Annotated in this window: 16 protein-coding genes, 3 pseudogenes and 2 riboswitches; of the genes and pseudogenes, 11 read left to right on the top strand and 8 right to left on the bottom strand. The window is 44.8% G+C overall.

The window, feature by feature from the left end:
* Positions 1-51 precede the first annotated feature (51 nt).
* A pseudogene (locus E5342_RS09595) lies at positions 52-819 on the bottom strand (two-component regulator propeller domain-containing protein); the annotation flags it as partial.
* A gap of 171 nt (positions 820-990) precedes the next feature.
* Here E5342_RS09595 and pflB point away from each other — a divergent pair.
* From pflB to E5342_RS09575, 4 genes and pseudogenes are all read left to right on the top strand, one after another.
* Positions 991-3,231, top strand: a complete 2,241-nt coding sequence (gene pflB, locus E5342_RS09590; protein ID WP_135959280.1) for a formate C-acetyltransferase — start codon at positions 991-993, stop codon at positions 3,229-3,231.
* 3 nt (positions 3,232-3,234) lie between these two features.
* Positions 3,235-3,954: a pyruvate formate-lyase-activating protein gene (pflA, locus tag E5342_RS09585; protein ID WP_409072530.1), complete on the top strand. Its 720-nt coding sequence runs from the start codon at positions 3,235-3,237 to the stop codon at positions 3,952-3,954.
* A 200-nt stretch (positions 3,955-4,154) separates the two neighbouring features.
* Positions 4,155-4,745, top strand: coding sequence for a Crp/Fnr family transcriptional regulator (locus E5342_RS09580; RefSeq protein WP_121735179.1), 591 nt, complete (start codon positions 4,155-4,157; stop codon positions 4,743-4,745).
* An 83-nt stretch (positions 4,746-4,828) separates the two neighbouring features.
* Positions 4,829-5,074: pseudogene (locus E5342_RS09575) on the top strand (alkyl hydroperoxide reductase subunit F); the annotation flags it as partial.
* 134 nt (positions 5,075-5,208) lie between these two features.
* Here E5342_RS09575 and E5342_RS09570 read toward each other — a convergent pair.
* Entirely contained in the window at positions 5,209-6,201 is a 993-nt protein-coding gene (locus tag E5342_RS09570; protein WP_135959279.1) for a sugar phosphate isomerase/epimerase family protein, read from the bottom strand.
* 287 nt (positions 6,202-6,488) lie between these two features.
* On the opposite strand from E5342_RS09570, the gene E5342_RS09565 reads away from it, so the two are divergent.
* The 4 genes from E5342_RS09565 to E5342_RS09550 all read left to right on the top strand — a co-directional run bounded on the left by E5342_RS09565 (position 6,489) and on the right by E5342_RS09550 (position 12,289).
* Entirely contained in the window at positions 6,489-8,870 is a 2,382-nt protein-coding gene (locus tag E5342_RS09565) for a TonB-dependent receptor (protein ID WP_135959278.1), read from the top strand.
* A gap of 63 nt (positions 8,871-8,933) precedes the next feature.
* Positions 8,934-10,349, top strand: coding sequence for a DUF4374 domain-containing protein (locus E5342_RS09560; RefSeq protein WP_135959277.1), 1,416 nt, complete (start codon positions 8,934-8,936; stop codon positions 10,347-10,349).
* Positions 10,350-10,358: 9 nt separating this feature from the next.
* A complete protein-coding gene (locus E5342_RS09555; protein ID WP_121735126.1) occupies positions 10,359-11,189 on the top strand; it encodes an alpha/beta hydrolase in 831 nt (276 codons plus the stop codon).
* Positions 11,186-12,289 (top strand): PepSY-associated TM helix domain-containing protein, encoded by a 1,104-nt coding sequence (locus E5342_RS09550; protein WP_135959276.1) that lies wholly within the window; start codon positions 11,186-11,188, stop codon positions 12,287-12,289. Before E5342_RS09555 ends, E5342_RS09550 begins: the two co-directional genes overlap by 4 nt.
* 114 nt (positions 12,290-12,403) lie before the next feature.
* On the opposite strand, the gene E5342_RS09545 is transcribed toward E5342_RS09550, so the two are convergent.
* From E5342_RS09545 to E5342_RS19345, 5 genes and pseudogenes are all read right to left on the bottom strand, one after another.
* Positions 12,404-13,741 (bottom strand): threonine/serine ThrE exporter family protein, encoded by a 1,338-nt coding sequence (locus tag E5342_RS09545; protein WP_432707218.1) that lies wholly within the window; start codon positions 13,739-13,741, stop codon positions 12,404-12,406.
* Positions 13,717-13,840, bottom strand: a riboswitch (cobalamin riboswitch). It overlaps the preceding gene by 25 nt.
* Positions 13,841-14,106: 266 nt before the next feature.
* On the bottom strand, positions 14,107-14,607 hold the full coding sequence (nrdG, locus tag E5342_RS09540) for an anaerobic ribonucleoside-triphosphate reductase activating protein (RefSeq protein WP_008772872.1): 501 nt from the start codon (positions 14,605-14,607) through the stop codon (positions 14,107-14,109).
* 12 nt (positions 14,608-14,619) lie between these two features.
* Positions 14,620-16,827: an anaerobic ribonucleoside triphosphate reductase gene (locus tag E5342_RS09535; protein WP_135959275.1), complete on the bottom strand. Its 2,208-nt coding sequence runs from the start codon at positions 16,825-16,827 to the stop codon at positions 14,620-14,622.
* Between the two features lie 243 nt (positions 16,828-17,070).
* A pseudogene (locus E5342_RS09530) lies at positions 17,071-17,319 on the bottom strand (TerB family tellurite resistance protein); the annotation flags it as partial.
* 194 nt (positions 17,320-17,513) lie between these two features.
* Positions 17,514-17,687 carry a hypothetical protein gene (locus E5342_RS19345; protein ID WP_160217463.1) on the bottom strand — a complete coding sequence of 58 codons (174 nt, stop codon included), beginning with the start codon at positions 17,685-17,687 and terminating at the stop codon, positions 17,514-17,516.
* Between the two features lie 49 nt (positions 17,688-17,736).
* Positions 17,737-17,941: riboswitch (cobalamin riboswitch) on the top strand.
* 38 nt (positions 17,942-17,979) lie between these two features.
* Between E5342_RS19345 and E5342_RS09525 the strand changes: the two genes are divergently transcribed.
* The 3 genes from E5342_RS09525 to E5342_RS09515 are packed head-to-tail and all read left to right on the top strand — an operon-like array spanning position 17,980 to position 22,230.
* Positions 17,980-19,983 (top strand): TonB-dependent receptor plug domain-containing protein, encoded by a 2,004-nt coding sequence (locus tag E5342_RS09525; RefSeq protein WP_135959274.1) that lies wholly within the window; start codon positions 17,980-17,982, stop codon positions 19,981-19,983.
* A 16-nt stretch (positions 19,984-19,999) separates the two neighbouring features.
* Entirely contained in the window at positions 20,000-21,112 is a 1,113-nt protein-coding gene (locus E5342_RS09520; RefSeq protein ID WP_135959273.1) for a DUF5074 domain-containing protein, read from the top strand.
* Positions 21,112-22,230 (top strand): ABC transporter substrate-binding protein, encoded by a 1,119-nt coding sequence (locus tag E5342_RS09515; RefSeq protein WP_121735132.1) that lies wholly within the window; start codon positions 21,112-21,114, stop codon positions 22,228-22,230. Before E5342_RS09520 ends, E5342_RS09515 begins: the two co-directional genes overlap by 1 nt.
* A 164-nt stretch (positions 22,231-22,394) precedes the next feature.
* Here E5342_RS09515 and E5342_RS09510 read toward each other — a convergent pair whose 3' ends face one another.
* Positions 22,395-23,771, bottom strand: coding sequence for an NAD(P)/FAD-dependent oxidoreductase (locus E5342_RS09510; RefSeq protein WP_135959272.1), 1,377 nt, complete (start codon positions 23,769-23,771; stop codon positions 22,395-22,397).
* Positions 23,772-23,867: the final 96 nt, after the last annotated feature.

The raw sequence follows: 23,867 nt of genomic DNA, 5'->3' as shown, positions 1-23,867 counted from the left end.
CATGAGTATGCTAATTATCGTTAACCGTATTCTGTTTTTATATTATAGTTCATATTTATTTGTCATTCCAGACAGATCGAACAGGAATTCTTTCCCGCTTCCGTCTACCTGTTGGCGATATAACTTATTGTCGGTATCGACAATGAAGATATGGTTATTCTCTTGAAATGCGGATAAGATCGGTTTATTATGGAATTGGCGTTCTTCCGATAGTAAATTAAAAGTTGTGTTGGAGAAATCCGGTGTTAACTTTTTCAGTATTCCCGAGGCCAATAGTAAATAAAAATATCCGTCTGTTCCGGCGAATAAAGTCCGTACGGTTTGAGGGCCTATCCCTTCTCTCGGCAGATCTCGGAATCCATCGCTAAATGGGGTGTAACAAGATATCCAGTTTTCTTTACAAATGGCTAATGTGATACCGGATGAATCGGTCGCTACTAGATCACTCTCCATGTATCCCGGGTAAGACTCGGTGACTTTCCGTTCTTTTAGTGAGAATTTATTGATGCCTAAAGAAGTTGATATCCATAAAAAGCCGGGTTCAGCGTCGGATATTTTGTGAATGATATTACTGCAAAGAGAGTTTTTGTTATTTAATTCGAAACGATATACATACGTATCTTTTCCGTTGTATAAATTAAGGCCGTCGTAAGTCCCGATCCACAAATAGCCATCTGGATCTTGATGCATGCAAATAATGGCATTATTTGATAAATTAATCATATTTGCCTTATGCAAAGATTTAGACGCTAGTGAGATAGGAGATGTGATTAAGGATAGTATTCCTATAAATAAAACGGTAAACAGGATATTTCTCATGTGTTTGATCCAGATTAACTTTTACGTTTTGTAGGCAAAGATAGTGAATAAAATGGAGACTTAGTGCAAAGTGCTACATTACTCTCCTGTTTCTTCTCTATATTACAGGAATATGAGGATAAAAGTTTTACCTTTGTACCGGTAAAAATGTGGTATTAGATAAGATTGTTTATGAAATTTGAGAATGAGTATTGGGATCACTTTAAGGGTGAGACTTGGAAGAGAGAGATCAATGTAAGAGATTTTATCCAGAGTAACTATACGCCTTATGAAGGGGATGATTCCTTTTTAGTCGCTTCTTCCGAGAAGACCCGTAAGGTCTGGAATAAATTGACCGAGATGTTTAAGGCCGAGAGAGAAAGGGGAGTTTATGATGCCGAGACAAAATTACCTCAAGGGATCGATGTATATGGCCCAGGCTATATTGATAAGGAAAATGAGGTTATTGTTGGGTTACAGACCGATGCTCCGCTGAAACGCGGTATCTTCCCGAAAGGCGGTATCCGTATGGTTGAGAATAGCTTGGGAGCTTATGGTTATCATTTGGATCCGATGACGAAAGAGATCTTCACGAAGTACCGTAAGACTCATAACGAAGGGGTTTTCTCTGCTTATACGGAAGAGATGGTTGCCGCACGTCGCTCGGCTATCATCACCGGCTTGCCCGATGCGTATGGTAGAGGGCGTATTATCGGAGACTATCGCCGTGTCGCTTTATATGGTACGGCTATCTTGATCGAGGAGAAAAAGCGTTTCTTGAATCGTTTGGATATCCAAGAGATCACGGTAGAGATTATCCAGAGCCGTGAGGAGATTTCTGAGCAAATCAAGGCGTTGAAAGCGTTCGAGAAAATGTGCGCTAGCTATGGCTTCGACGTGACCCGCCCGGCGCAAAACGCTCATGAGGCGGTTCAGTTTGTGTATTTGGCTTATCTGGCGGCGGTAAAAGATCAGGACGGTGCGGCAATGTCTATTGGACGTACCTCTACATTCTTGGATATTTACATTGAGAAAGATATCCGCGAGGGTAAATTGACGGAAGAGGAGGCTCAAGAGTTAGTAGACCAGCTGATTATCAAGTTGCGTATCGTTCGTTTCTTACGTACGCCAGAATACAATGATTTGTTCTCCGGTGATCCGGTTTGGGTAACAGAGTCGTTGGGCGGTCAAGGAGTGGACGGACGTTCTTTGGTAACGAAAACTTCCTATCGTTATCTCCATACATTGTATAATCTAGGTCCGGCACCAGAACCCAACTTGACGGTGCTGTGGTTCAAGAATGCTCCCGAGAATTGGAAACGTTTCTGTGCCAAGGTCTCTATCGATACATCGGCTATCCAATATGAGAATGACGATTTGATGCGTCCGGATTATGGGGATGATTATGGTATCGCTTGTTGCGTTTCCCCCATGAAGATCGGAAAGCAGATGCAGTTCTTCGGCGCTCGTGCGAATTTAGCGAAGTGTTTATTGTATGCGATCAACGGAGGACGGGATGAGCGTAGCGGCGTACAGGTAGCCCCGATGTTCGAGCCGGTTCGCGGTGAGTATCTGGAGTACGATGAGGTGATGGCTAAGTATGAGCAAATGATGCGTTGGTTGGCGAAGGTATATGTGAACGCTTTGAAGATTATCCATTATATGCACGATAAATATGCGTATGAGGCATTTGAGATGTCACTTCACGATGGGGATGTAGAGCGTATCCGTGCGACAGGTATCGCCGGTCTTTCTATCGTTGCCGATTCATTGGCTGCTATCCGTGATACGAAAGTACGTGTGATCCGTGATGAGCGTGGCTTGGCGGTTGATTTCGAACGTGAGGGCGAATATGTTCCTTTCGGTAATAACGATGATCGTACGGATAGTATCGCTGTGGAGATCACCGAGAAGTTTATGGAATATTTGCGCCAGCATGAGACCTATCGCCATGCGAAACCGACTCAGTCGATTCTTACGATCACGTCCAACGTGGTGTATGGAAAGAAGACCGGTACGACACCGGATGGCCGTATCGGTGGAACTCCTTTCGCTCCGGGCGCGAACCCGATGAATGGTCGTGATACGAAAGGTGCTATCGCTGCATTAGCTTCGGTAGCGAAGCTTCCGTTCCAGCATGCGCACGACGGTATTTCTTATACATTTGCTGTTTCTCCGGCTACGTTGGGAAAGGAACGTGATGTGCAGATCAATAATTTGGTTAGCTTATTGGATGGCTATTTTACTCCGGATGGAGGTCAGCATCTAAATGTTAACGTATTTGATAAGGAACTATTGATCGACGCAATGGAGCATCCCGAGAAATATCCGCAACTTACGATCCGTGTATCCGGATATGCGGTAAACTTTGTGAAACTGACCCGTGAACAACAGTTGGATGTTATTTCAAGAACCATAAACCATTCATTGTAAGTGATAAAAGGTAAGATACATTCATTAGAGAGTTTCGGGACCGTAGATGGTCCCGGAATTCGCTTTGTCGTTTTTATGCAGGGTTGCCCGTTGCGTTGCCTGTATTGCCATAACCCGGATACTTGGAATCCGAAAGGGGAGGTGAAATATCAGATGGCTTCCGACGAGTTATTGGTGGAAGTCTTACGGTATAAAAGTTTTATCGCCCGTGGGGGAGTGACTGTTACCGGTGGAGAACCTTTATTGCAACCGGAGTTCTTGAAAGAGTTTTTCCGTTTGTGCCAAGAGCAAGGTCTTCACACGGCCTTGGATACATCCGGTTTCGTATGTACTTCAAAAGCTTTGGAAGTTTTAGATTATGTGGATTTAGTATTGTTGGATATCAAAACCTTAAACCCGGATTTACATTTGTTGCTGACGGGTGTCAAGCAGGATCATACGCTTCTGTTCTTGGAAGAATTGGAGAGGCGTGGCATAGATACTTGGATTCGCCATGTTATCGTCCCCAAATATACGGATAATGATGAGTGGCTGGAGGCGTTAGCTCGGTATGTTAGTCAATATAAAGTGGTTCGTAAAGTGGAATTGCTACCTTATCATACGATGGGAACCTATAAATATGAGCAATTAGGGCTCGATTATCCTTTAAAGGGTGTGGAACCCTTATCAAAAGAACGTCTAGATAATGCGAAAGCGATATTTTCTCGCTACAAACCCAACTAATAACAAGGCCTGATCTCTCGATCAAGCCTTGCGATTATGTAACCAGCTAATCTGGGAAAACAATCTAATCTGATTAGCTTTTAAACGATAGTAATAATTTTTTGCCTAGACTAACCTTGACTATTTAATATGTGTTTGTTTTGTTATATGCGACAAATATCTATTTTTGTAAGGAGATAAAAAATGATATAGATCAGAAAATGATAAATAGTATGAAGACGCCACAAGAAATAGCCGAAATGATATCCAAACGTTTTCATCCATTGCCCGATGAGGATTTGGATTCTCTGGCCTCGATCATAGAATCAAGTAAGGTTGCGAAAGGAGAGTTGTTATTGGATAACGGACAAATATCTAAATATTTATATTACGTGGAATCGGGATTATTACGTCAGTTTTACTATAAGAATAAACGTGATATTACCGAGCATTTCTCCTGTGAGGGAAATATTGTTATTTGTATAGCCAGCACATTCCAAAGAGAACCGACGCATTTATTAATAGAGGCGTTGGAACCGACGGTTTATCACCGGATCTCTTATTCGGAACTTAGTGAGTTATTGAAAACATCTTTAGCTATTAATCGATTGTACCAGAAAATATTGGAGTGGGCTTTGATACTTTCGCAAGAGAAAGCGGACTCTTGGCGTTTTGAGTCGGCGAGAAAACGTTATCTGCGTTTTCAACTGGAATATCCGGAAGTGGCGAAGCGTGCTTCAGTAAATCATATCGCCTCATATTTGTTGATGACACCCGAATCTTTAAGCCGGGTGCGGGCGGGAGTGTTATAATCGTTATTGATGCGGTAATCCAAAAGCTAAGATATATTTTCGTACCGGAAATAAAAGCAAATAGTATTCATTTAAAAATAGAAACATTAAATCCTCAGATCCATCATGAGATGGTAGATGGAGCTATTAATCAGGCAGAAGTCGATGCCTTGAAGATACAAGGTGTCCCCTCTGTTTTTGTGGATGGCAAACTGATTCATGTAGGATGCGGGGAATTCGGTGAATTGTTATTCAAGCTAGAAGCCCAGTATGGAATCAATGAGAGCCTGACGGAGAAGGCGGTAAAGCAATATGACGTGGTTATGACCAGTGGAGAGCCGGCTAGCTTGAGAAGTTATTTTACCGGTGTAAAGATGAGTTTTTGATCGGGAAATACCCTTTATAAAAACAAAAAGACCGTGTTTCCATGAGGATGATCACCCTGCGGAAACACGGTCTTTTTTATGGGATAAATCGAAATGTTTTATTTAACGAACGGAGCGGCTTGCAAATAAGCGGCGCTCTTCTCTACGCCCTCAAACTGGGTACGGCCTTTCTTGTCATCTTCCAGTTCCACATAGTAGCCGAGGATACCGATCTCATACGCTTTCTTGAATATATTCGGGAAATTCATCATACCGGAATCACCGATTATCCAACGATCCTTGATGTGCAATAACTTAAAACGATCCGGATAATTCTCCATCCATTCCACGGGATCTTGCTGCCCCATAACAGTCCAATATACATCTAGTTCGAACATGACCTTATCCGGGTCGGTATTTTTTAGGAATAACTCCTCAATATAAGTACCCTTAGGAGGTGCCCACGGATTCGGTTTCTCTTCCGGTTTCTCACCTGCTTTCAATACCCGTTTGAACTCATTGCTGTGATTATGGTAGCCCCACAGGATTCCCGCTTTCTTCGTGATCTCTCCGGCACGGTTGAAAATCTCTGATACTACTTTAGCATCATCCTCGTTTTCGATGCGGGGTAAGCTTGGTTGTACCATACAACTAACACCTAGTTCGGCATGGATATCGGTTGCCTTTTTCCAAAACTCGTCGAATTTAGGCATATTCTCTTTCGTATACTCACGAAGGGAAGGGGTAAGGTGTGAGCTACTGATCCGTAAGCCTGCGTCATCCACCATTTTCTTATAATCCTTGGAGGCGATGAATGTCGTATTTTTAGGATTATAATCACCGAATTTACCGGTATCTTCCCTATATCCGAAAATTTCCAGATCGGTATATCCCGCTTTTGCCAGACGGTTCAATCCGTTAGGCATATCTTGCAGTAACTCCTGTCCGAGCGAATAGGTTTGCAATCCCATCTTTTTCCCGGCGGTTGCCGAGGATACCGCATCTGTGGCGGGTATGGATCTGGTGGGATTTGAAGCCATTACTTTTTGGCTGGCTATGCCCCCTAAAGTAAGTAATGAAATGTTTCTCAAAAATGTTCTTCTGTCTGTCATGGTGATAAAGAATTAAAATTAAACATCTGTTTCTCGCAAATATAGTTAACCTTTTTGAAGTTTATTAAGAAAATCTCTCTCAAAAACTTGCGATTGGGTTTAAATAGATTTAAAATTTGACATAACTCAATTTTACGGACTTACTCCATACACCCGATTACCTGAATAAGGGGATTGTTTGGTATACCTCCGTAGATTTTTAATGTGATTTTACCCATTCTTAGGTATTGTGGAGCGGTAGTCTCTGATCGTAACTTTGCAACGTTTTAAATAACATAATTGATTAAATGATGATGAAGAAAATCAGAGGGCTTTTCCTCTCCTTTTTACTGTTGCTTATTTCCATCTCGGCTTTTTCCCAACATAAAACAATGATATCGGGCAAAGTCCTGTCCACGGAAAAAACAACCGTGGATTTCGCTACCGTTTATCTAAAAGGTACGAATTACGGCGGGACTACGAATGAGGAGGGTATCTATCATCTTCAAGCTCCCGCGGGAGAATATACATTAGTAGTATCGGCTATCGGATATAAGACGGTAGAGAAACCCGTGAAACTGATGCGTGGGGAACGGACGAAGATGAATGTGGTAATCAGCCCTCAAGCTACGGAGTTGGATGAGGTGGTTGTCATTTCTAATGGCGTGACCCGGCTCAAGCGTTCTGCGTTCAATGCCGTGGCCCTCGATACGAAAGCCTTGCAAAATTCGACCCAGAACTTGAGTGAAGCCTTGGCTCAAGCGCCCGGAATGAAGATCCGGGAGTCTGGCGGTGTCGGCTCGGATATGCAACTGATGATGGATGGATTTACTGGCAAGCATATCAAGATCTTTATCGATGGGGTTCCGCAAGAAGGTGTCGGCAGTTCTTTCGGACTGAATAACATTCCGGTGAATTATGCCGAGCGTATAGAGGTCTATAAGGGTGTGGTACCGGTGGGTTTCGGAACAGACGCTATTGGAGGTGTTATCAATGTCATCACTAAGAAGAACCGGAACAAATGGTTCTTGGATGCTTCTTATTCATACGGGTCTTTCAATACGCATAAATCTTATGTGAACTTCGGACAGACTTTCCGGAGCGGACTCACGTATGAGATCAACGTTTTCCAGAATTATTCGGATAATAATTACTATGTGGATACTCCGGTGAAGGACTTTACGACCGGAGCGATCAATAAGAAAAAGATCGAGCGTGTGAAGCGTTTTCATGATACGTATCATAATGAGGCCGTTATCGGAAAAATCGGTTTCGTGGATAAGAAATGGGCGGATCGTTTGATGTTCGGGTTTACCTATTCACATATGTATAAAGATATACAGACGGGCGTGCGTCAAGAAGTGGTGTTTGGTGGCAAATATCGGAAGGGATACTCGATCATGCCGTCGTTGGACTATCGCAAGCGTGATTTCTTCGTTAGGGGCTTGGATGTGGTATTGACGGCGAATTATAATAAGAACATGACGAACAATGTAGATACCTCTTCCTATGAATATAATTGGCGTGGCGAGATGCGTCCGCTCCGGATGCCCGGTGAGCAATCTTATCAGAACACCCGGTTGGATAATAATAACTGGAACGGAACCTTAACGGCTAACTACCGTATCGGTAAGGCACATACATTCACGTTCAATCACGTGATCAACGCGTTCCGGCGTTCGAATCAGTCTCTTTTGAACGAGGACTCGGAAGCGAACGCTATCCCGAAGGAAACTCGTAAAAATATCAGCGGTCTTTCGTATCGCTTGATGCCGACGGAACATTGGAACTTGTCTGTGTTCGGTAAATATTACAACCAGTTTATCGCGGGGCCTGTCGCTACTTCCTCGGCTCAAGATGACTATATACGTACGACCAATTCGGTAAGTGCGATGGGATATGGGGCTGCGGGAACTTACTTTATCTTGAAAAGCTTGCAAGCGAAATTGTCCTATGAGAAAGCCTATCGCCTGCCGACCAATGAGGAGATGTTTGGCGATGAGGATCTTGAGACCGGCGATATTTCCTTGAAACCGGAGAACAGCGATAACGTGAATCTGAATTTAAGCTACAACGAGACATTCGGTAAGCATTCCGTATATGTGGAAGGAGGATTGATCTACCGAAATACGAAAGATTATATCCAACGGAATATATCGGATTTGAGCGGCGGTAAATATGGCGCTACCTATGTGAATCATGGTCGTGTAGAGACCAAGGGTTACAATATCTCGGTTCGCTACGGTTTCGCTAACTGGGTAAGCGTAGGAGGAAACTTTACGCAGATGAATGTAAGGGATAACGTGAAGGCGGTTACCAGTGGGACGAACCAAGAGAGCTTGACATATGGCGCACGTATGCCGAATCTTCCTTATCAGTTTGCCAACTCGGATGTGACCTTCTACTGGCGTAATTTGTGGAAGAAAGGCAATACGCTAAGTGTCACTTACGATAATTTATATATGCATAGTTTCCCGCTGTATTCGGAGGCGGTAGGCAGTGAATCCGAATTTGTGGTACCAACTCAATTCTCGCATAACCTGACACTCTCTTATGGTATACAGAACGGGCGTTACAATATCTCTTTCGAGTGCAGGAATCTTACGAGCGAGAAATTATACGATAACTTCAGCTTGCAGAAGGCTGGCAGGGCTTTCTATGGTAAGGTGAGGGTTTATTTCGGTAATTAATTTAAAGTGTGACTATCTTTTATTTATCAATAATTAATTCAAAACATAATAGATTAAAACAACATGAAGAAGAATTATTTAATGACAGGTCTTGCCGTCGCGTTATTGGTTGGGGGAGTATTTACTTCTTGTAGTGACGACGATCCTGTAAACCCGGATAACGGAGGCAACGGGAATGGAAATGGCGGAGGATCGACCTCGGAGGCGGTTTCGAGCTATGTAGTCGCCGCTTCTGTCGGTGACGCAAATTACTTGTTGACAGCCGATACGCTGGGTGATGGCTCTATCTCCGCTAAAAACAACGGACTCACTACGGAAAGCGGTACGCAATGGATCTTCTATAAGGATAAATATTTGTATCGTTTGGTTTACAACCAGGGAAATGCCGGTGTTACTTCTTCATACGTACTGAATACGGAAGGCAAGGTTAAGGAGCGTGATAATACTTACGAGATCAAGCGGTTTACTTCTTATGGTATCTACGGCGACTATATCATTACATCTTCTACCGGTGATCTGGGTGAGGAATATGCGGACGAGAATGGTTATCTGCCTAAAGGTTTCTTGCTCTCTTATCTGGATGTGGCCAAAGAGACGTTTACGACAAACACGAATACGATCTTGTCGGAGAATTATTTGGGAAATGGCGAGTTTGTTACGTTAGCGGGTATTCTCCAAGCGAACGGCCGGATCTATTCTGCGGCTATCCCGATGGGATTGAGTAAGTACGGTGTGAAAGCGGAGGGAGGTAAATATGTTAAATACCCGGAGCTGGTAAAGACAGAATCCGGAGGAAGCGGTAGTGGCGCTTACGAAAAAGGGGAATTGCAATGGACGCAATATCCGAACGAGGCTTGGGTCGCTATTTATGCGAACGAGAAATTCGAGAACCCGAAACTGATAAAGACGGATAAGATCAGTTATGCTTGCGGACGTAACCGTTCTCAATACTACCAGACCATTTGGACGGCAGACAACGGCGATGTGTATGTGTTCTCGCCCAGCTATGCCAAGACGATGACTGCGGAGGTACAGAAAACGACTTTGCCGGCCGGTGTAGTTCGTATTAAGGCTAACGCGGAGGGGTTTGATCCTGATTATTATTGTAATTTGGAGGCACAGACGGGTGGTAAGGCATTCTTGCGTTGTTGGCATATCACGGAAGATTATTTCTTGTTGTTGATGTATGATCGTCCGTTGACTGAATCCGGATTCGCCGCGAAAGAGTTGGCTATTTATAAAGGAGAGGATAAGAGTCTTACTTACGTGAAGGGGCTGCCTTCCACGGATGTTATTTCCGGATTTAGCAATACTCCGTTCTCGGAGGATGGTATCGCTTATATGGCGGTTACGACTACCGATGGAAGTCAACCTGCCGTGTATCGTATCGATCCGAAGACAGCTACCGCAACAAAAGGTCTTACCGTTGAGGCAGAGCAAATCAGTGGTGTAGGTAAATTGACTGCCGCTCAAGAGTAATAAGCAAGTATGAGTCGGACTCACATTCTTTTGATATTCCTTCTGCTCCCGCTAACCCTGCGGAGCCAGGAGGATATTTGTATAGGAAAGGAACTGGTTTTGTACTCTACCGTATTGCAAGAAGACCGGAGTTATTGGATACACCTGCCGGAGCATTATAATATGGATACGAAACAACGCTATCCGGTTGTTTACCTGCTAGATGGAGATTCTTTCTTTCATTCGCTGGTAGGCATAAGGAAAACGTTGGCATCCGGTAGAGGTAAATATCTACCTCCCTGTATTATTGTCGGGGTATTAAATACGGATCGGACACGTGATTTTACGCCTACCGCTTCAGCCGCCGGACGGGATGGTAAAATCTCCATAGATGCAATTCCGCAAGGAGGGGGAAGTGAGGCTTTCAGTAAGTTTCTTACGGAAGAACTTCGTCCTGCTATTGATAGTGCCTATCGCGCGAACGGCTGGAATATGCTTATCGGTCATTCGTATGCGGGGCTTTTCACCTTGAATACGTTTCTTCGTCATACGGAATTATTTGATACCTATCTAGCGGTCGACCCTAGTTTGTGGTGGGATCAGGGGCGGTTGGTCCGGGAGGCGGAGGCTTTGGTTGCAGGCCGGAATTTTAAAGGGAAAAGCCTGTATATCGGTGTCGCGTCTAAAAAAAGGACGGACCGAGTGGACATTCATCTTGACAAAGTGAGTTATCTTCTTTCGGAGGTTTTGCCACAAGCGGAGAACCTGCGTTTCTTTAGTAAATCATTTCCCGACGAGAACCATGGAACGGTAGCGGTTCCGGGTATATATGACGGGATTAAACAATTATTCGGAAAATGAGAAAATTCTTTGCAAAAGTACATTTATGGCTATCGATACCTTTTGGCATTATTATTGCGATTGTCTGCCTGACCGGGGCGATTCTCGTCTTTGAGACAGAGATATTAGAATTAGGCTACCCTTCCCGTTATTTTGTAAAGGAAGTAAAAAGGGAACCTCTCTCGCCTGCCGCCTTGATAGAATCGGCACGCCAACAATTACCCGATTCGGTTCGAATAAACGGTATTCGGGTATCGTCTGACCCGAGACGAACTTATCAACTGGTATTACCGGGGAAAAAGGCCGCGGGTTTTATTGATCCCTACACCGGGGAGGTGACCGGGATGGATGACGGACAAGGTTTTTTCCTGAAAATGATGCGTCTTCATCGTTGGTTACTTGATGAGTATAAACGGGATGGAAGTTTTTCTTGGGGAAAATCAATAGTTGGCTATGCGACTTTGGTCTTGGCGATTATTATTATAAGTGGAATCGTAATTTGGTATCCCCGTAATAAAAAAGTATTGAGAAACCGGTTGAAAGTAAAGACCAAGGCTGGTTGGTTCCGTTTCTTCTATGATTTACATGTCTCCGGGGGATTCTATGCGGCATTGCTCCTGCTTATCTTAGCGTTAACCGGATTAACATGGTCGTTTGGTTGGTATCGAAATGCCTTTTATAGTGTCTTCGGTATTAGTGCAAACCCGCCTCAAGCGCATCATGCTCCAGCTTCTTCCGGCGCGAAGAAACCCGCGAAGAAAAAGACGGATTACACACAATGGGCTGAGGTGTTATCGGCATTGAAAAGCCATTATCCGGACTTTAACTCAATCACGATCCAAGATGGCTCCGCTACGGTTTCTACGGCCCGTTATGGGAATACAAGAGGAAGCGACCGTTACTCCTTTGATCCTGCTACGGGTGAGATTACGGAAGTTCAATTATATAAAGATCTCCCAAAATCGGGGAAGATAAGAGGATGGATTTATTCCGTACACGTCGGCTCGTGGGGGGGAATGACTACTCGTATATTGACTTGCTTAGTTTCCTTGTTGGGGACGATCTTCGCGATAACCGGTTATTATTTTTGGATAAAGAAACAATTCAGGAAACTGAGATGAAAAGAAAGAGGTATGTTTGACCCACATACCTCTTCATAAATCTAAACCAATCAAGTTGAATACGCAAACGTTACAATAGTAAGGGTGCGAATACCCATGAATGATCAGCTAAAGTCACCACTCAATGAACTTGCCTCTTAGCCTGCGTTTCTCTAGCTCCTCTAGCAGATAGCGTTGGCGATCCTTGGCGATGTAACGACGGGCGAAGATATTGGGGACGGCTACGCCTAAGGAGATGCAAAGGATGATGAGGGCGGAGTTAATACCATTGGAGAAGGCGTTCGTAACCTCGCCGATCACCCCGTGAAGGTTGATGAAACCCAATAACGAGCGATACATCAATACTCCCGGGATCATTGGGATAACAGAAGGGATCGTCAATACATGGTTCGGTACATGGAACCAATGAACCGCTTTAACCGCGATCAGGCTGACAACGAAACTTCCCATAAACGAGCCGATCACGGGACCATAGCCCAGCTCGAAGTTCACGAAGTTCCGAATGCATACGGCGATAATACCGCCTAAAGCAACTACCCATAACAAACGGCGTTGGATATTGAATATCATCGAGAAACCAACGGCGGATATGGCGGCCGCTATCGCATATACATAATACGGATCATGCGGGACCATGCTTAGTTCGCTGAATTTATGATCGATCTCGACGTCATTCATCACAAGAATCCGCATGGCGAATGTGATACCGAAAGTCATGGCGCCTATCATCATGACCGTGTTGGCCGCCCGGGTAATACCGACTAGCAAATGATTGTCGATCATATCATCTACGAAATTAATCAAAGGTACGCCCGGCACGATAAATAACGCACAGGCTAGTAGCGGATGATAGGGCGTGTCTGATAACCCCGAGAAAGAAGACGCATAGGCTAGGCAGGTAGATATGAAAGCGGCTGCCGCTATGCCCATATATACGTTAAGCCCCGCCTCTACACAGCGAGCCCGTATCCTGAATCCGATGAAAGCGCAAATAGAGGCGAACAGGAATGCCATCCAATCGCATCCGAACAGCTTGCAGAATCCTCCGCAAGCGAATCCCGCTCCGACCGCTATCATGTAAGGGGTATAATTCCGGGATTGATGAGCTGTTTTCTCCAGTTCTTCCTCATATTTATCCAAGGAATAATCTTGCTCGATCGCCCGCCATGAGAGCTTGCTGACCTGTGATATCGTTGTCATGTTAATACCGTGCTTCTCGCATTTCTGGAATTTGGAGAATGAGTTTCGCTCATCGCTTACGTTCACCATAATCATGGTCCATCGGATATCGATATGCAATTTCTCCTCGGGAATCCCCATAAAGGCGGCCACCCGTTTCATGTTGCGCTCGATACGGTTCGTGTCGGCGGCACTTTCCATCAACAATTTTCCTGTACGGAGCAAAAGATCCAATTTGCGCCGTAGTAACAATACTTCCTTGTCTGTCATCATCTTCTTTCTCAGCAGCGGGACTGTACCGGATTCTCACCGGATTCCCTTTTAATCCGTATGCCCGAACGAGCGTACGGAACCAATTCGGATGCAAAGGTATGAAATCATGCTAATATCCGTCTCGCTTCAGTAAGAATAATTATTCGGATACTTATATATTCTTTGTTGAATGCGCTTCTATTCTATAAATCACGACGTGGTCTGTACAAATCACGCCGTGGATTTTATAAACCACGCCGTGGTTTGTACAGACCACGTTGAAAATTGAGGAATAGATGCTGATGTAATTCTCTTTATATATAAGAGAATGGATGTTTATTTCTTGTTCCGTACAAGATTTTATGCATGTGTGTGCCTTAAAAGCCTTAAATAAAAGGATCGTACTTGTATTTTACGATTTCCTTTTTATTTAAAGAAGCTTGTACGTCAATTAACCGTTGGTTGCTGCTTCCCCGGAATAAAAGGCTCTCATCCCGAAGGGTTTGTTTGTAGCGGCCATCTACCAATACGTCGATATAGGATAATAGGGCGGCTTGTGCCGGGTTCTTTATCAGGTCCTCGAATTTATATCCCGTGTAGCACCAGATCGTCTTTTGGCTTTTTTCCTTGATCGCCTTGGCTACCTCGGTGAAGCCTTCCGGCTGGAACATGGGATCTCCTCCGCTGAAGGTGACGTTGGCGAACTCGTCGGCCAGTACCTTTTCCACGATCTCTTCCGTTCTTACTTTCTTCCCTTTATGGATGTCCCATGATTCGGGGTTATGGCAACCCGGGCATTTATTGGGGCAACCCGCCGCATAGATGGCGGTCCGGAATCCCGGACCGTCTACGGTGGTATCTTCGATGATATCTATGATTGACAACATGGTAATTGAAAATTAGTTGTGGGTGATGCGGTCGTTCAGCTCGGATAGCTTGGCGTTGTTCCAACGGTCGGTGGTTCCTACCAAGTAACCGGTGATGCGTTGAAGTTTGTCCAATTGTTTGCTGCCGCATTTCGGGCAGGCTTCCAGATTCGGGGTGGAGTTCTCGTAGCCGCAATCCAGGCAACGGTTACGATTATGGTTTACGGAACCGTATCCGATATTGTATTTATCCATCATATCCACGACACGCATGATCGCTTCGGGGTTATGGGTAGCGTCGCCATCCATCTCTACGTAAAAGATATGGCCGCCACGAGTCAAATCATGATAAGGAGCTTCCACTTCGGCTTTATGACGGGCGCTGCACTTATAATATACCGGGACGTGATTAGAGTTCGTATAATAATCCCGATCCGTGATACCGGGGAGCGATCCGAACTGCTTACGATCTTTTCCCGTGAACTTGCCGGACAAGCCTTCAGCCGGAGTTGCCAGTACGCTATAATTGTGTTGGTATTGCTCAGAGAATTGGTTGGCACGATCCCGGATATACGTAACGATCCTTATGCCTAAGGCCTGCGAATCCTCATCTTCGCCATGATGCTTCCCGGTAAGGGCTACCAAGCATTCGGCCAGTCCGATAAAGCCGATGCCCAAGGTACCTTGGTTGATAACGGAGGCAATCGAATCGTTAGGCTTCAACTTCTCCGAGCCTAGCCACAAGGAAGACATCAACAACGGGAATTGCTTTGCGTAAGCGGTTTTCTGGAACTCCATACGCTCATGCAACTGACGAGCCGTAAGTTCTAACATATGATCTAGTTTGGCGAAAAACAGGGCGATACGTTCCTCCTTGTTCTCCACCTGCATGCACTCGATAGCCAATCGTACGATATTGATCGTCGAGAAAGAGAGATTACCTCGTCCGATAGAAGTCTTCGGTCCGAAACGATTCTCGAATACACGGGTACGGCATCCCATGGTCGCTACCTCGTGGATATAGCGCCCGGGATCGTCCGCTTTCCAATCCTCGCTTTGGTTGAAGGTTGCGTCGAGATTCAAGAAGTTCGGGAAAAAGCGACGGGCGGTAACCTTGCAGGCCAATTGGTAAAGATCGTAGTTGCGGTCCTCCGGCAGATAGCTTACGCCTCGTTTCTTTTTCCATATCTGGATCGGGAAGATAGCGGTTTCGCCGTTACCTACGCCTCTGTAAGTACTTTTTAATAACTCCCTGATAATGCAACGGCCTTCCGCAGAGGTATCGGTACCATAATTGATGGAGCTGAATACCACTTGGTTGCCTCCACGGGAATGGATCGTGTTCATATTATGGATAAAAGCCTCCATCGATTGGTGTACACGGCTTACCGTGCGGTTGATGGCATGTTGTATAATGCGTTTATCACCGCTTAGTCCATCCAAGGTCTGTGTCAGGTAGTCGTCGATAGGTTTATTATATAAGTGGGAGAAGTCCTGTCCGTATAGATCCTCTAAGGTCTTTACTTCCTCGATAAAGCTATTACGTACGTAAGGCGCTAGGTAGAAGTCGAACGCCGGTATCGCCTGTCCGCCATGCATCTCGTTTTGGGCGGTCTCCAGAGAGATACAGCCAAGGATACTGGCGGTTTCGATTCGTTTAGCCGGACGTGATTCGCCATGGCCGGCAGAGAATCCGTATTTCAGGACGCGATCCAACGGGTGTTGTACGCAGGTCAAGCTTTTAGTCGGATAATAATCTTTATCATGAATATGGAGATAGTTGTTAGATACGGCTTCCTTGACCTCCTCGCTCAATAGATAGTCATCGACAAACGGTTTGGTGGTCTCGCTGGAAAATTTCATCATCATGCCGGCGGGTGTATCAGCGTTCATGTTTGCGTTCTCACGGGTGATATCGTTGGATTTGATATTGATAATCTCCAAAAACATATCCCGTGTTTTCGCCTTGCGGGCTACGCTTCGCTGATTCCGGTAAGCGATATATTTCTGCGCTACATCTTTCCGGCTACTGGCCATCAATTCCAGTTCCACGGCATCTTGAATCGCCTCTACGGTCATTTGAGGTTCTCCCTTGAATGAGATATGGTCTGTGATCTGGCGAATCAGTTGCATATCTTCTCCCTTGTCTGTATGCAACATGGCTTTACGGATAGCGGTTACTATCTTCTCCTCGTTGAAACCAACGATACGCCCGTCCCGTTTAACAACTGTCTGTATCATGATGTCGATTAATTTGTGATTGATTATGTGCGCAAAGGTATCTTATTACTACGTATGATTTTCTTTTTGGAAAACTTTTAGCTAATTAAAGTATGTTAATTATTTGATATATAGTATGTTGAGAAAAGTTTTGGAAAACTTTGCGTCTTATGTGATTGTTTTTATTTTCCTTTTTGGCAATATGATGCATTATAAGCTTCTCTTTGTAAAGCTTTTAAAGAATATAAGCCGAGATATGTTTTCGGCCATCCGGCGATAGGCGGTGCGGACTTCCTCGTCCGTGGCGGTCGGTTCTATCTCTAACACCTTGTAGGCATCGTCCAAGGAGTTTCCTTTTAGGCTCAACATGGATTCAACTTCTCTATCAGACATTCCCATCGCCATCGCTACTTCTTTTAAGGCATTGATCTCGGCTGCGCAAACATTCCCGTCACTCTTAGCGATCTCGGTGAGAAACGCAAGCAGTTGCAGACGCTCCTCATAACTTAGATTGGCCTTCCAATAAACGGATCTTTTCGTCCCCACTGGTAGTAAGGATTGTTCCCGCATGGGAACGCCGTATGCGGATATGCCCAAATCTTCTTTCATCGTGATTGTTACATTTCTAATCCCTATTTGTACCTGATTGGCATGATTTACCTCCTTCTTTTAGTTATACATATAATATATATGGGGTGGATGGAGCGTCATTCCTCCACCTGTCTCAGGTTGTCTTTCGCTTGCGTGCCTACCTGCGGGTCATCCGTCAGGTTGCGCAGCAGGGATACCATCTTGTTTAACGCCTGTTTCTGCCGGATCCGTCCCTCTGCGTAGGTCTGCAACAGGGGAGAAACGTCTTTTTTCTTTCTTTTCTGTATCATGTTTTATTATTAAGTGGTGAATAACTTGCGAAAATAAAGCATAGTTTATATCTTCGCTGCCGATTATGGTGTAACTGTCGCCAGTTCCGGTGGCAGTTAGTAAAAGGGAATCCGGTGTGAGTCCGGAGCTGTACCCGTAGCTGTAAGTCCATGAGACCCTGGCAAATCTTGTTGCCACTGCCTATCGGATAGGTGGGAAGGTAGCCGACAGAGGGTGGACGAGCCAGAAAACCTGCCATGATTTTGTTATGCGACGTTTCGGGTGAAGACGTTGGTAAATCTAAATGTTGCTATGCGAGATTTATATCTTATAAGATGCCTATGCGTTTTTAGCGCATGGTTATTCTCTTTGGGTGTCGCTTACGGTCAACAGATCGATACGACGGCCTATCACGAGCTTTCCGGGGTGGAAGTGGTGGAGAAGGTACGTCCGTCGGTCACCCGTGAAGGTACGCCTTTGCAAATTATGGACCGGGCGGGAATCGATCGCTTGGGAGTACAAGACCTATCCGAGGCCGTGAAACGCTTCTCGGGAGTTACGGTACAGGATTATGGGGGGATCGGAGGATTGAAAACGGTCTCGGTACGTAGCTTGGGAGCGAAGCATACCGCCGTCAGTTACGATGGGGTGACGATTACGGACGCGCAAAGCGGGCAAGTCGATATCAGCCGTTTCTCGTTGGATAACGTGGAGATGGTTTCCTTATCGATCGGACAATCGGATGACATCTTCCAAACGGCAAGGGTGTATGCCTCGGCAGGAGCTTTGAATATACAAACCGGAAAGCCTACGTTTAAAGACAAATCGTTTCGTACTTATCTGAAGGTTAAGGGAGGTTCCTTCGGGCTTTTTAATCCCGTGCTGCATTATGATCAAAAATTAGGAAAGCGTTGGAGCGCATCCTTATATGGTGATTTCGTGCGTGCGGATGGGCAATATCCCTATACATTAATTAATGGAGAATTGGAGACGAGAGAAAAGCGTAGAAATAGCGATATCCATGCTTACCATTTGGAAGGTAATCTATTCGGCGATTTTGGAAGGGGAGGCGAACTTTCCTTTAAGGCGTACTATTTTGATTCGGAGCGAGGACTGCCCGGTTCTATCAATTTATATAACAAGAACACTTCGGAACGGTTATGGGATAATAATTTCTTCGTGCAATCGGGTTATAAGAATGTTCTTAATGAGAAATTTACGCTGCGGACTATGGCTAAGTATAATTATGCTTTTACTCGTTATTTAGATGTAAATGATAAATATGCGGCCGGGGAACAAGTCGATTTGAATACACAGAATGAGTATTATGGCTCTGTGGGTTTGCTGTATACTCCTATAAAGCATGTATCGGCGACGTTGACAACGGATTTAACTCGCTCTATGCTGGACAATAATTTTGTGAACGGACCTAATCCAAAGCGAATGGCTTCTCAATCGGTACTAGCGGTGCAATATAAGGATAGCCGGTTTACGGCTACCGGAAGTCTATTGGGAACTTATATTACGGATAAGGTGAAGCAAGGCGAGAAACCGACGGATAAAAAACGATTGTCGCCCGCGGTGAGTTTGTCTTGGAGACCTTTTCCGGAGAGTACATTAAGGGTAAGAGCTTCTTATAAAGATATCTTCCGGGTTCCGACTTTTACGGATTTATATTATCTACGTATGGGAAATACCAACTTGAAGCCGGAGGAAACCTCCCAATATAATGTAGGCGTAACATGGAGCGCTTCATGCGGGGATTGGTTGCGGCATTTAGCTATCTCCGTGGATGGATATTATAACACTGTGAAAGATAAGATCGTGGCGTTGCCTACCATGTATATCTGGAAAATGATGAACCTTGGGGAGGTAGATATTAAGGGAGCGGATTTGAATCTCTCGGCACAATTCCCTTTACCGTTGAGGATGGAATTGCTTTTGGCTTCTACCTATTCGTATCAGCATGCGGTAGATATAACAGATCCGGGGGCAAAGAACTATAAGGATCAGATACCCTATACACCCCGTCATTCCGGAACGGTTTCCGTTTCCTTGGAGAATCCGTGGGTGAATGTCTCTTATATATTAACTGCGGTAGGAGATCGTTATGCCCTGCCGCAAAATATCGATCGGAACAGGATTAATTCTTATATGGAACAAAGCATTTCCTTAAACAAGGATTTCCGTTTCCGCCATTTTGGCTTACGTCTGCAAGGTGAATTATTGAATCTCGCGAATGTGAATTATGATGTGATCCAGTATTATCCGATGCCGGGACGCTCTTGGCGATTCAGCGTATGTTTGTCTTATTAATAAATATAGTAGAACAATGAAAAAGAAAAACTTTATTTACATCTCTGCCTTATGTGCGTTGATGTCTTTCTCGTTTACGAGTTGTGGTGATGATGAGGATCCGATTCCGGAAGTACCCGAGAACCCCGATCCCACTCCCGACCAGCCTACGGAAGATGGTTCTTTTATGGCCTTGTATTTCTTGAACTCGGGAAAAATGGGCAACAATAACTCCAGCTTGTATATGTATGATGTAGAGAAGGAAGAGGTAGTTCCCGATTACTTCTTGGCTCAAAATGGCAGGGGGCTGGGAGATACGGCGCAGGATATGATTGTGTATGGCGATAAGATGTATATCGCTGTTTATGGTGAATCGACGATTGAGGTTACAGATTTGCGTGCGAAATCCATCAAGCAAGTCCCGACGGAAGGCCAACCGCGGGCGATGGTATCGGATGGAGGGAAAGTATATATATCCTACTATAATGGCTACGTAGCTCGTTTGGATACCGCTTCATTGGAAGTGGAAAAGATCGTAAAAGTCGGACGTAACCCAGAACAGTTGGCTGTCGCTAATAACAAATTGTATGTCGCCAACTCGGGAGGTATGGACTATAATACGGAAGTAGGATACGACAAGACCGTATCCGTGATTGATATCCCTTCTTTCACCGAGACCAAGAAACTAGAGGTTGCGCTGAACCCGACTTGCGTGCTGGCGGATGAGCAAGGGTATGTTTATGTGGTATCCATGGGAAATTATGCGGATGTATTGAACACGATGCAGCGGATCGATTCGAAGACCGACGAGGTGTCTCCCGTAGCAGCTTGCCCGAATGCCACGGAGATCGCTTATCAGGACGGTATCCTGTACTCTTATTATTCACAATATGACGCAAACTGGAACACGACTATTACTTATACGGCGTATAACACCCAAACCGGCGTAGCGGAAGAGTGGAAGAAAGAGACAACGGTCGAGAAGCCCTATAAAATCTGTGTGGCCGGAAGCAATATCTACGTGACAGAGTCTGATTATACCAACAATGGAGATGTCTATGCTTTCGATACTGCGGGGAAATTAATCTTGAAGGCAGGTGCCGGTTTAAATCCCATGAAAGTAGTCCTCGCTCAAAAAGATAATATCTAATGCGATTACTGATTCTCATAGGGTTCGCTTTCTGGATGGTGGCATGTACGCCATCCGGGAAGCAAACTTCTTCTGGGGAAGCTCTTTCCTCTGATAGTATTCGATATGCCCAAGGTTTTACAGTCCGGCGTTTTGATGCTTATACGATGGTGGAAGTTCGTGATCCGTGGGATAGCACCCGTCTGCTTCAACGTTATTTATTGGTAGACCGGACAAAGCCGGTTTCCGGTGGATTACCCAAAGGGACGATCGTGAAGGTGCCGGTAAAAGATATCGTGGTGTACACCTCTGTCCATGCGGCGATTATCGGCCAATTGCACGAGATCGACAAGGTGATAGGTGTTTGTGAGCCTCGTTATATGGATACGCCTGCCATACAAGCGGGCATACAGGCCGGAAGAATCGCTGATTTAGGCGAGGCTACCTCTCCGAATATAGAGAAAATGATAGAGATCGGTGCGGAACTCGTAATCGCTTCCCCGTTCCAGAACAGTAGTTATGGGCCTGTTGAGAAGATTGGGATACCCATTATCGAAGGAGCCGACTATATGGAGGCATTCCCTTTGGGACGTACGGAGTGGATCCGCTTTTATGGCTTGCTATTCGGAAAGGAAGAAATGGCCGATTCTATATTTAGAGAAACAGAGCAAGCCTATTTGTCTCTAAAGGACTTAACGGCGCATATAGATGATCGTCCTACTGTTTTGTCGGAGAAGAAGTTTGGTTCTTCGTGGTATGTACCATCTGGAGATAGTTATATGGCTCATCTTATTGAGGATGCCGGAGCCGATTATATGTTTAAAGATTTACCGGGTGCTGGAAGTATCCCCTTAGCGTTTGAGACCGTGTTTGATAAAGCGATCCATGCGGATATCTGGCTTGTTAAATATAATCAGTCTTCCGAGATGACCTATAATGACTTACGCTCCGAATATACTCCTTACGAGAATTTCGATGCTTTTAAAAAACAACGGATTTATACCTGTAATACAGGGCTCGTTCCTTATTACGAGGAATTCCCTTTACATCCGGAATTTCTATTGAAAGATTTGATCTGGATTTTCCATCCGGAGCTAGTATCTGGATATTCTCCCCGTTATTTTCGTAAAATGCCGTGATTGTCTTAAAGGTTTCATATATATTATAAGTCGATCGTATATTTAGTAGAAAAGGCTACTCGCTAAAAATCAAAAACCCCGGTTTCGTACAACTGAAACCTGGGGCTTTGTAGTTTGGCATTCGAAATTATAGGGAGTTTTGTTTTATAGATTCTTTATCCATGTTATGCGTAACCGTTAAGCATTCCGTAGAAATACATCGGTTTTAAAATGTATACCTTTAAGAGCCAGGCCAACCATTGCTCTTTCGACGTGTCGATCAGCGAGAACGGGAATGTGATATCTGGCTTTTTATCGTAGTCAAACTCACAAAGCAATACATGGCCGTAATCCGTAACGATCGGGCATGCGGCATAACCGTTATATTTCTCAGTCGGTTCTTTGCCTTCCATAAGCGCGATCAGGTTCTTGGCGGCTATGGGCACTTGCTTGCGGATTGCGGCGGATGTCTTGCTAGTAGGAATACCGGCTACATCGCCCAAGGAGATGATGTTTGGATATTTCTTGTGGATCAAGGTCTCCTTGTCTACCATTACCCATGCGTCGGCTGCCAACTTACCTTCCGTCCATCCTAGTCCGGCCTCGCGAACGAAATCGGGTGCAGACATTGGTGGCGTGAAGTGCAAGAAATCATAATCTTCCACGAATGGGGTTACGATCTTTTCCTCGCCTCGTGTCTCTATCTTCTCGAAGTGTACTTGCTTGGCATATGTATCCACCCCCTTCACACGTACATTCAAATTAATAGGCACGTTACGCTCCTCATAGATCTCCAGCAGTCGGGGCGTGAAGAACGGGACGTCATACAACTGTTTCGACGCTGTATAGAAATTTAGTTGTAACTTGTCGCGTGTACCTTGTTTTCTTGCGTAATGTTCGGTTAACAAGCAGATCTTCTTGGGAGCACCTCCGCATTTATGTTTTGTGTAGGTATCGGTATAAACACCTTTTCCTCCTTTTTTTGCGAATTCTTGGATAGCTTTCCAAGTCTTTTGGGCTCCTTCGAAATCATATATAGAATTTGCGTTACCTTGTCCAAGTGTAGCTTGGGTAATTCCCTCTACTTTTTCCCAGTTACATTGTAATCCGGGCGTTAATACCAAGAAATCATACGGAACTTTCCCGTTGCTTTTCGTTGTCACTTGGTTCCATACAGGATCAACTGCGGTAACCGAATCCTTAATCCATTTTATGCCGCTGGGTATACAATCCTCTTGCTTTTTCCAAACATCTTCCGGTTGATACACACCTGAGGCGATCAGAGTGAATCCCGGTTGATAAAACTGACGATCGCTGGGGTCAATTAGGGTAATATCTGGTTCATCAAGCCAATGTTTTAATCGGGCAGCCATACTGATACCAGCGGCTCCTCCACCGATAATAACGATTTTACCTTTTGCGCTGCTTGAAAAAGCGTTTGCTTTTCTGGTATTAACTCCTGCGATCAGTCCTGTCGCCGCTAATAACTTAAAGAAATGCCGTCTGTCGACACCTTTCTTTTCTAGCGCATCTAATTGTTTTTCCAATTCGTGTTTCATCATGTCGAAAGAATTTAAGATTTTATTCGGTGGCAAAGGAAACACAATAAATAGCGGTAGCCATGAAAATGACTACTACACGACTTGCACAAATGATTT

The organism is Parabacteroides distasonis, assembly GCF_004793765.1.
GTDB classification, from domain to species: domain Bacteria; phylum Bacteroidota; class Bacteroidia; order Bacteroidales; family Tannerellaceae; genus Parabacteroides; species Parabacteroides distasonis_A.
Note: the sequence above shows the minus strand (reverse complement) of the source record. Positions and strands in the feature narration are given on the sequence as shown.

Excerpts from the sequence above, each read along its gene's own strand:
- pflB (WP_135959280.1), top strand. The coding sequence starts at position 991 with ATGAAATTTGAGAATGAGTATTGGGATCACTTTAAGGGTGAGACTTGG.
- E5342_RS09580 (WP_121735179.1), top strand. The coding sequence starts at position 4,155 with ATGATAAATAGTATGAAGACGCCACAAGAAATAGCCGAAATGATATCC.
- E5342_RS09570 (WP_135959279.1), bottom strand. The coding sequence starts at position 6,201 with ATGACAGACAGAAGAACATTTTTGAGAAACATTTCATTACTTACTTTA.
- E5342_RS09565 (WP_135959278.1), top strand. The coding sequence starts at position 6,489 with ATGATGATGAAGAAAATCAGAGGGCTTTTCCTCTCCTTTTTACTGTTG.
- E5342_RS09560 (WP_135959277.1), top strand. The coding sequence starts at position 8,934 with ATGAAGAAGAATTATTTAATGACAGGTCTTGCCGTCGCGTTATTGGTT.
- E5342_RS09555 (WP_121735126.1), top strand. The coding sequence starts at position 10,359 with ATGAGTCGGACTCACATTCTTTTGATATTCCTTCTGCTCCCGCTAACC.
- E5342_RS09550 (WP_135959276.1), top strand. The coding sequence starts at position 11,186 with ATGAGAAAATTCTTTGCAAAAGTACATTTATGGCTATCGATACCTTTT.
- E5342_RS09545 (WP_432707218.1), bottom strand. The coding sequence starts at position 13,741 with ATGATGACAGACAAGGAAGTATTGTTACTACGGCGCAAATTGGATCTT.
- nrdG (WP_008772872.1), bottom strand. The coding sequence starts at position 14,607 with ATGTTGTCAATCATAGATATCATCGAAGATACCACCGTAGACGGTCCG.
- E5342_RS09535 (WP_135959275.1), bottom strand. The coding sequence starts at position 16,827 with ATGATACAGACAGTTGTTAAACGGGACGGGCGTATCGTTGGTTTCAAC.
- E5342_RS19345 (WP_160217463.1), bottom strand. The coding sequence starts at position 17,687 with ATGATACAGAAAAGAAAGAAAAAAGACGTTTCTCCCCTGTTGCAGACC.
- E5342_RS09525 (WP_135959274.1), top strand. The coding sequence starts at position 17,980 with ATGCGAGATTTATATCTTATAAGATGCCTATGCGTTTTTAGCGCATGG.
- E5342_RS09520 (WP_135959273.1), top strand. The coding sequence starts at position 20,000 with ATGAAAAAGAAAAACTTTATTTACATCTCTGCCTTATGTGCGTTGATG.
- E5342_RS09515 (WP_121735132.1), top strand. The coding sequence starts at position 21,112 with ATGCGATTACTGATTCTCATAGGGTTCGCTTTCTGGATGGTGGCATGT.
- E5342_RS09510 (WP_135959272.1), bottom strand. The coding sequence starts at position 23,771 with ATGATGAAACACGAATTGGAAAAACAATTAGATGCGCTAGAAAAGAAA.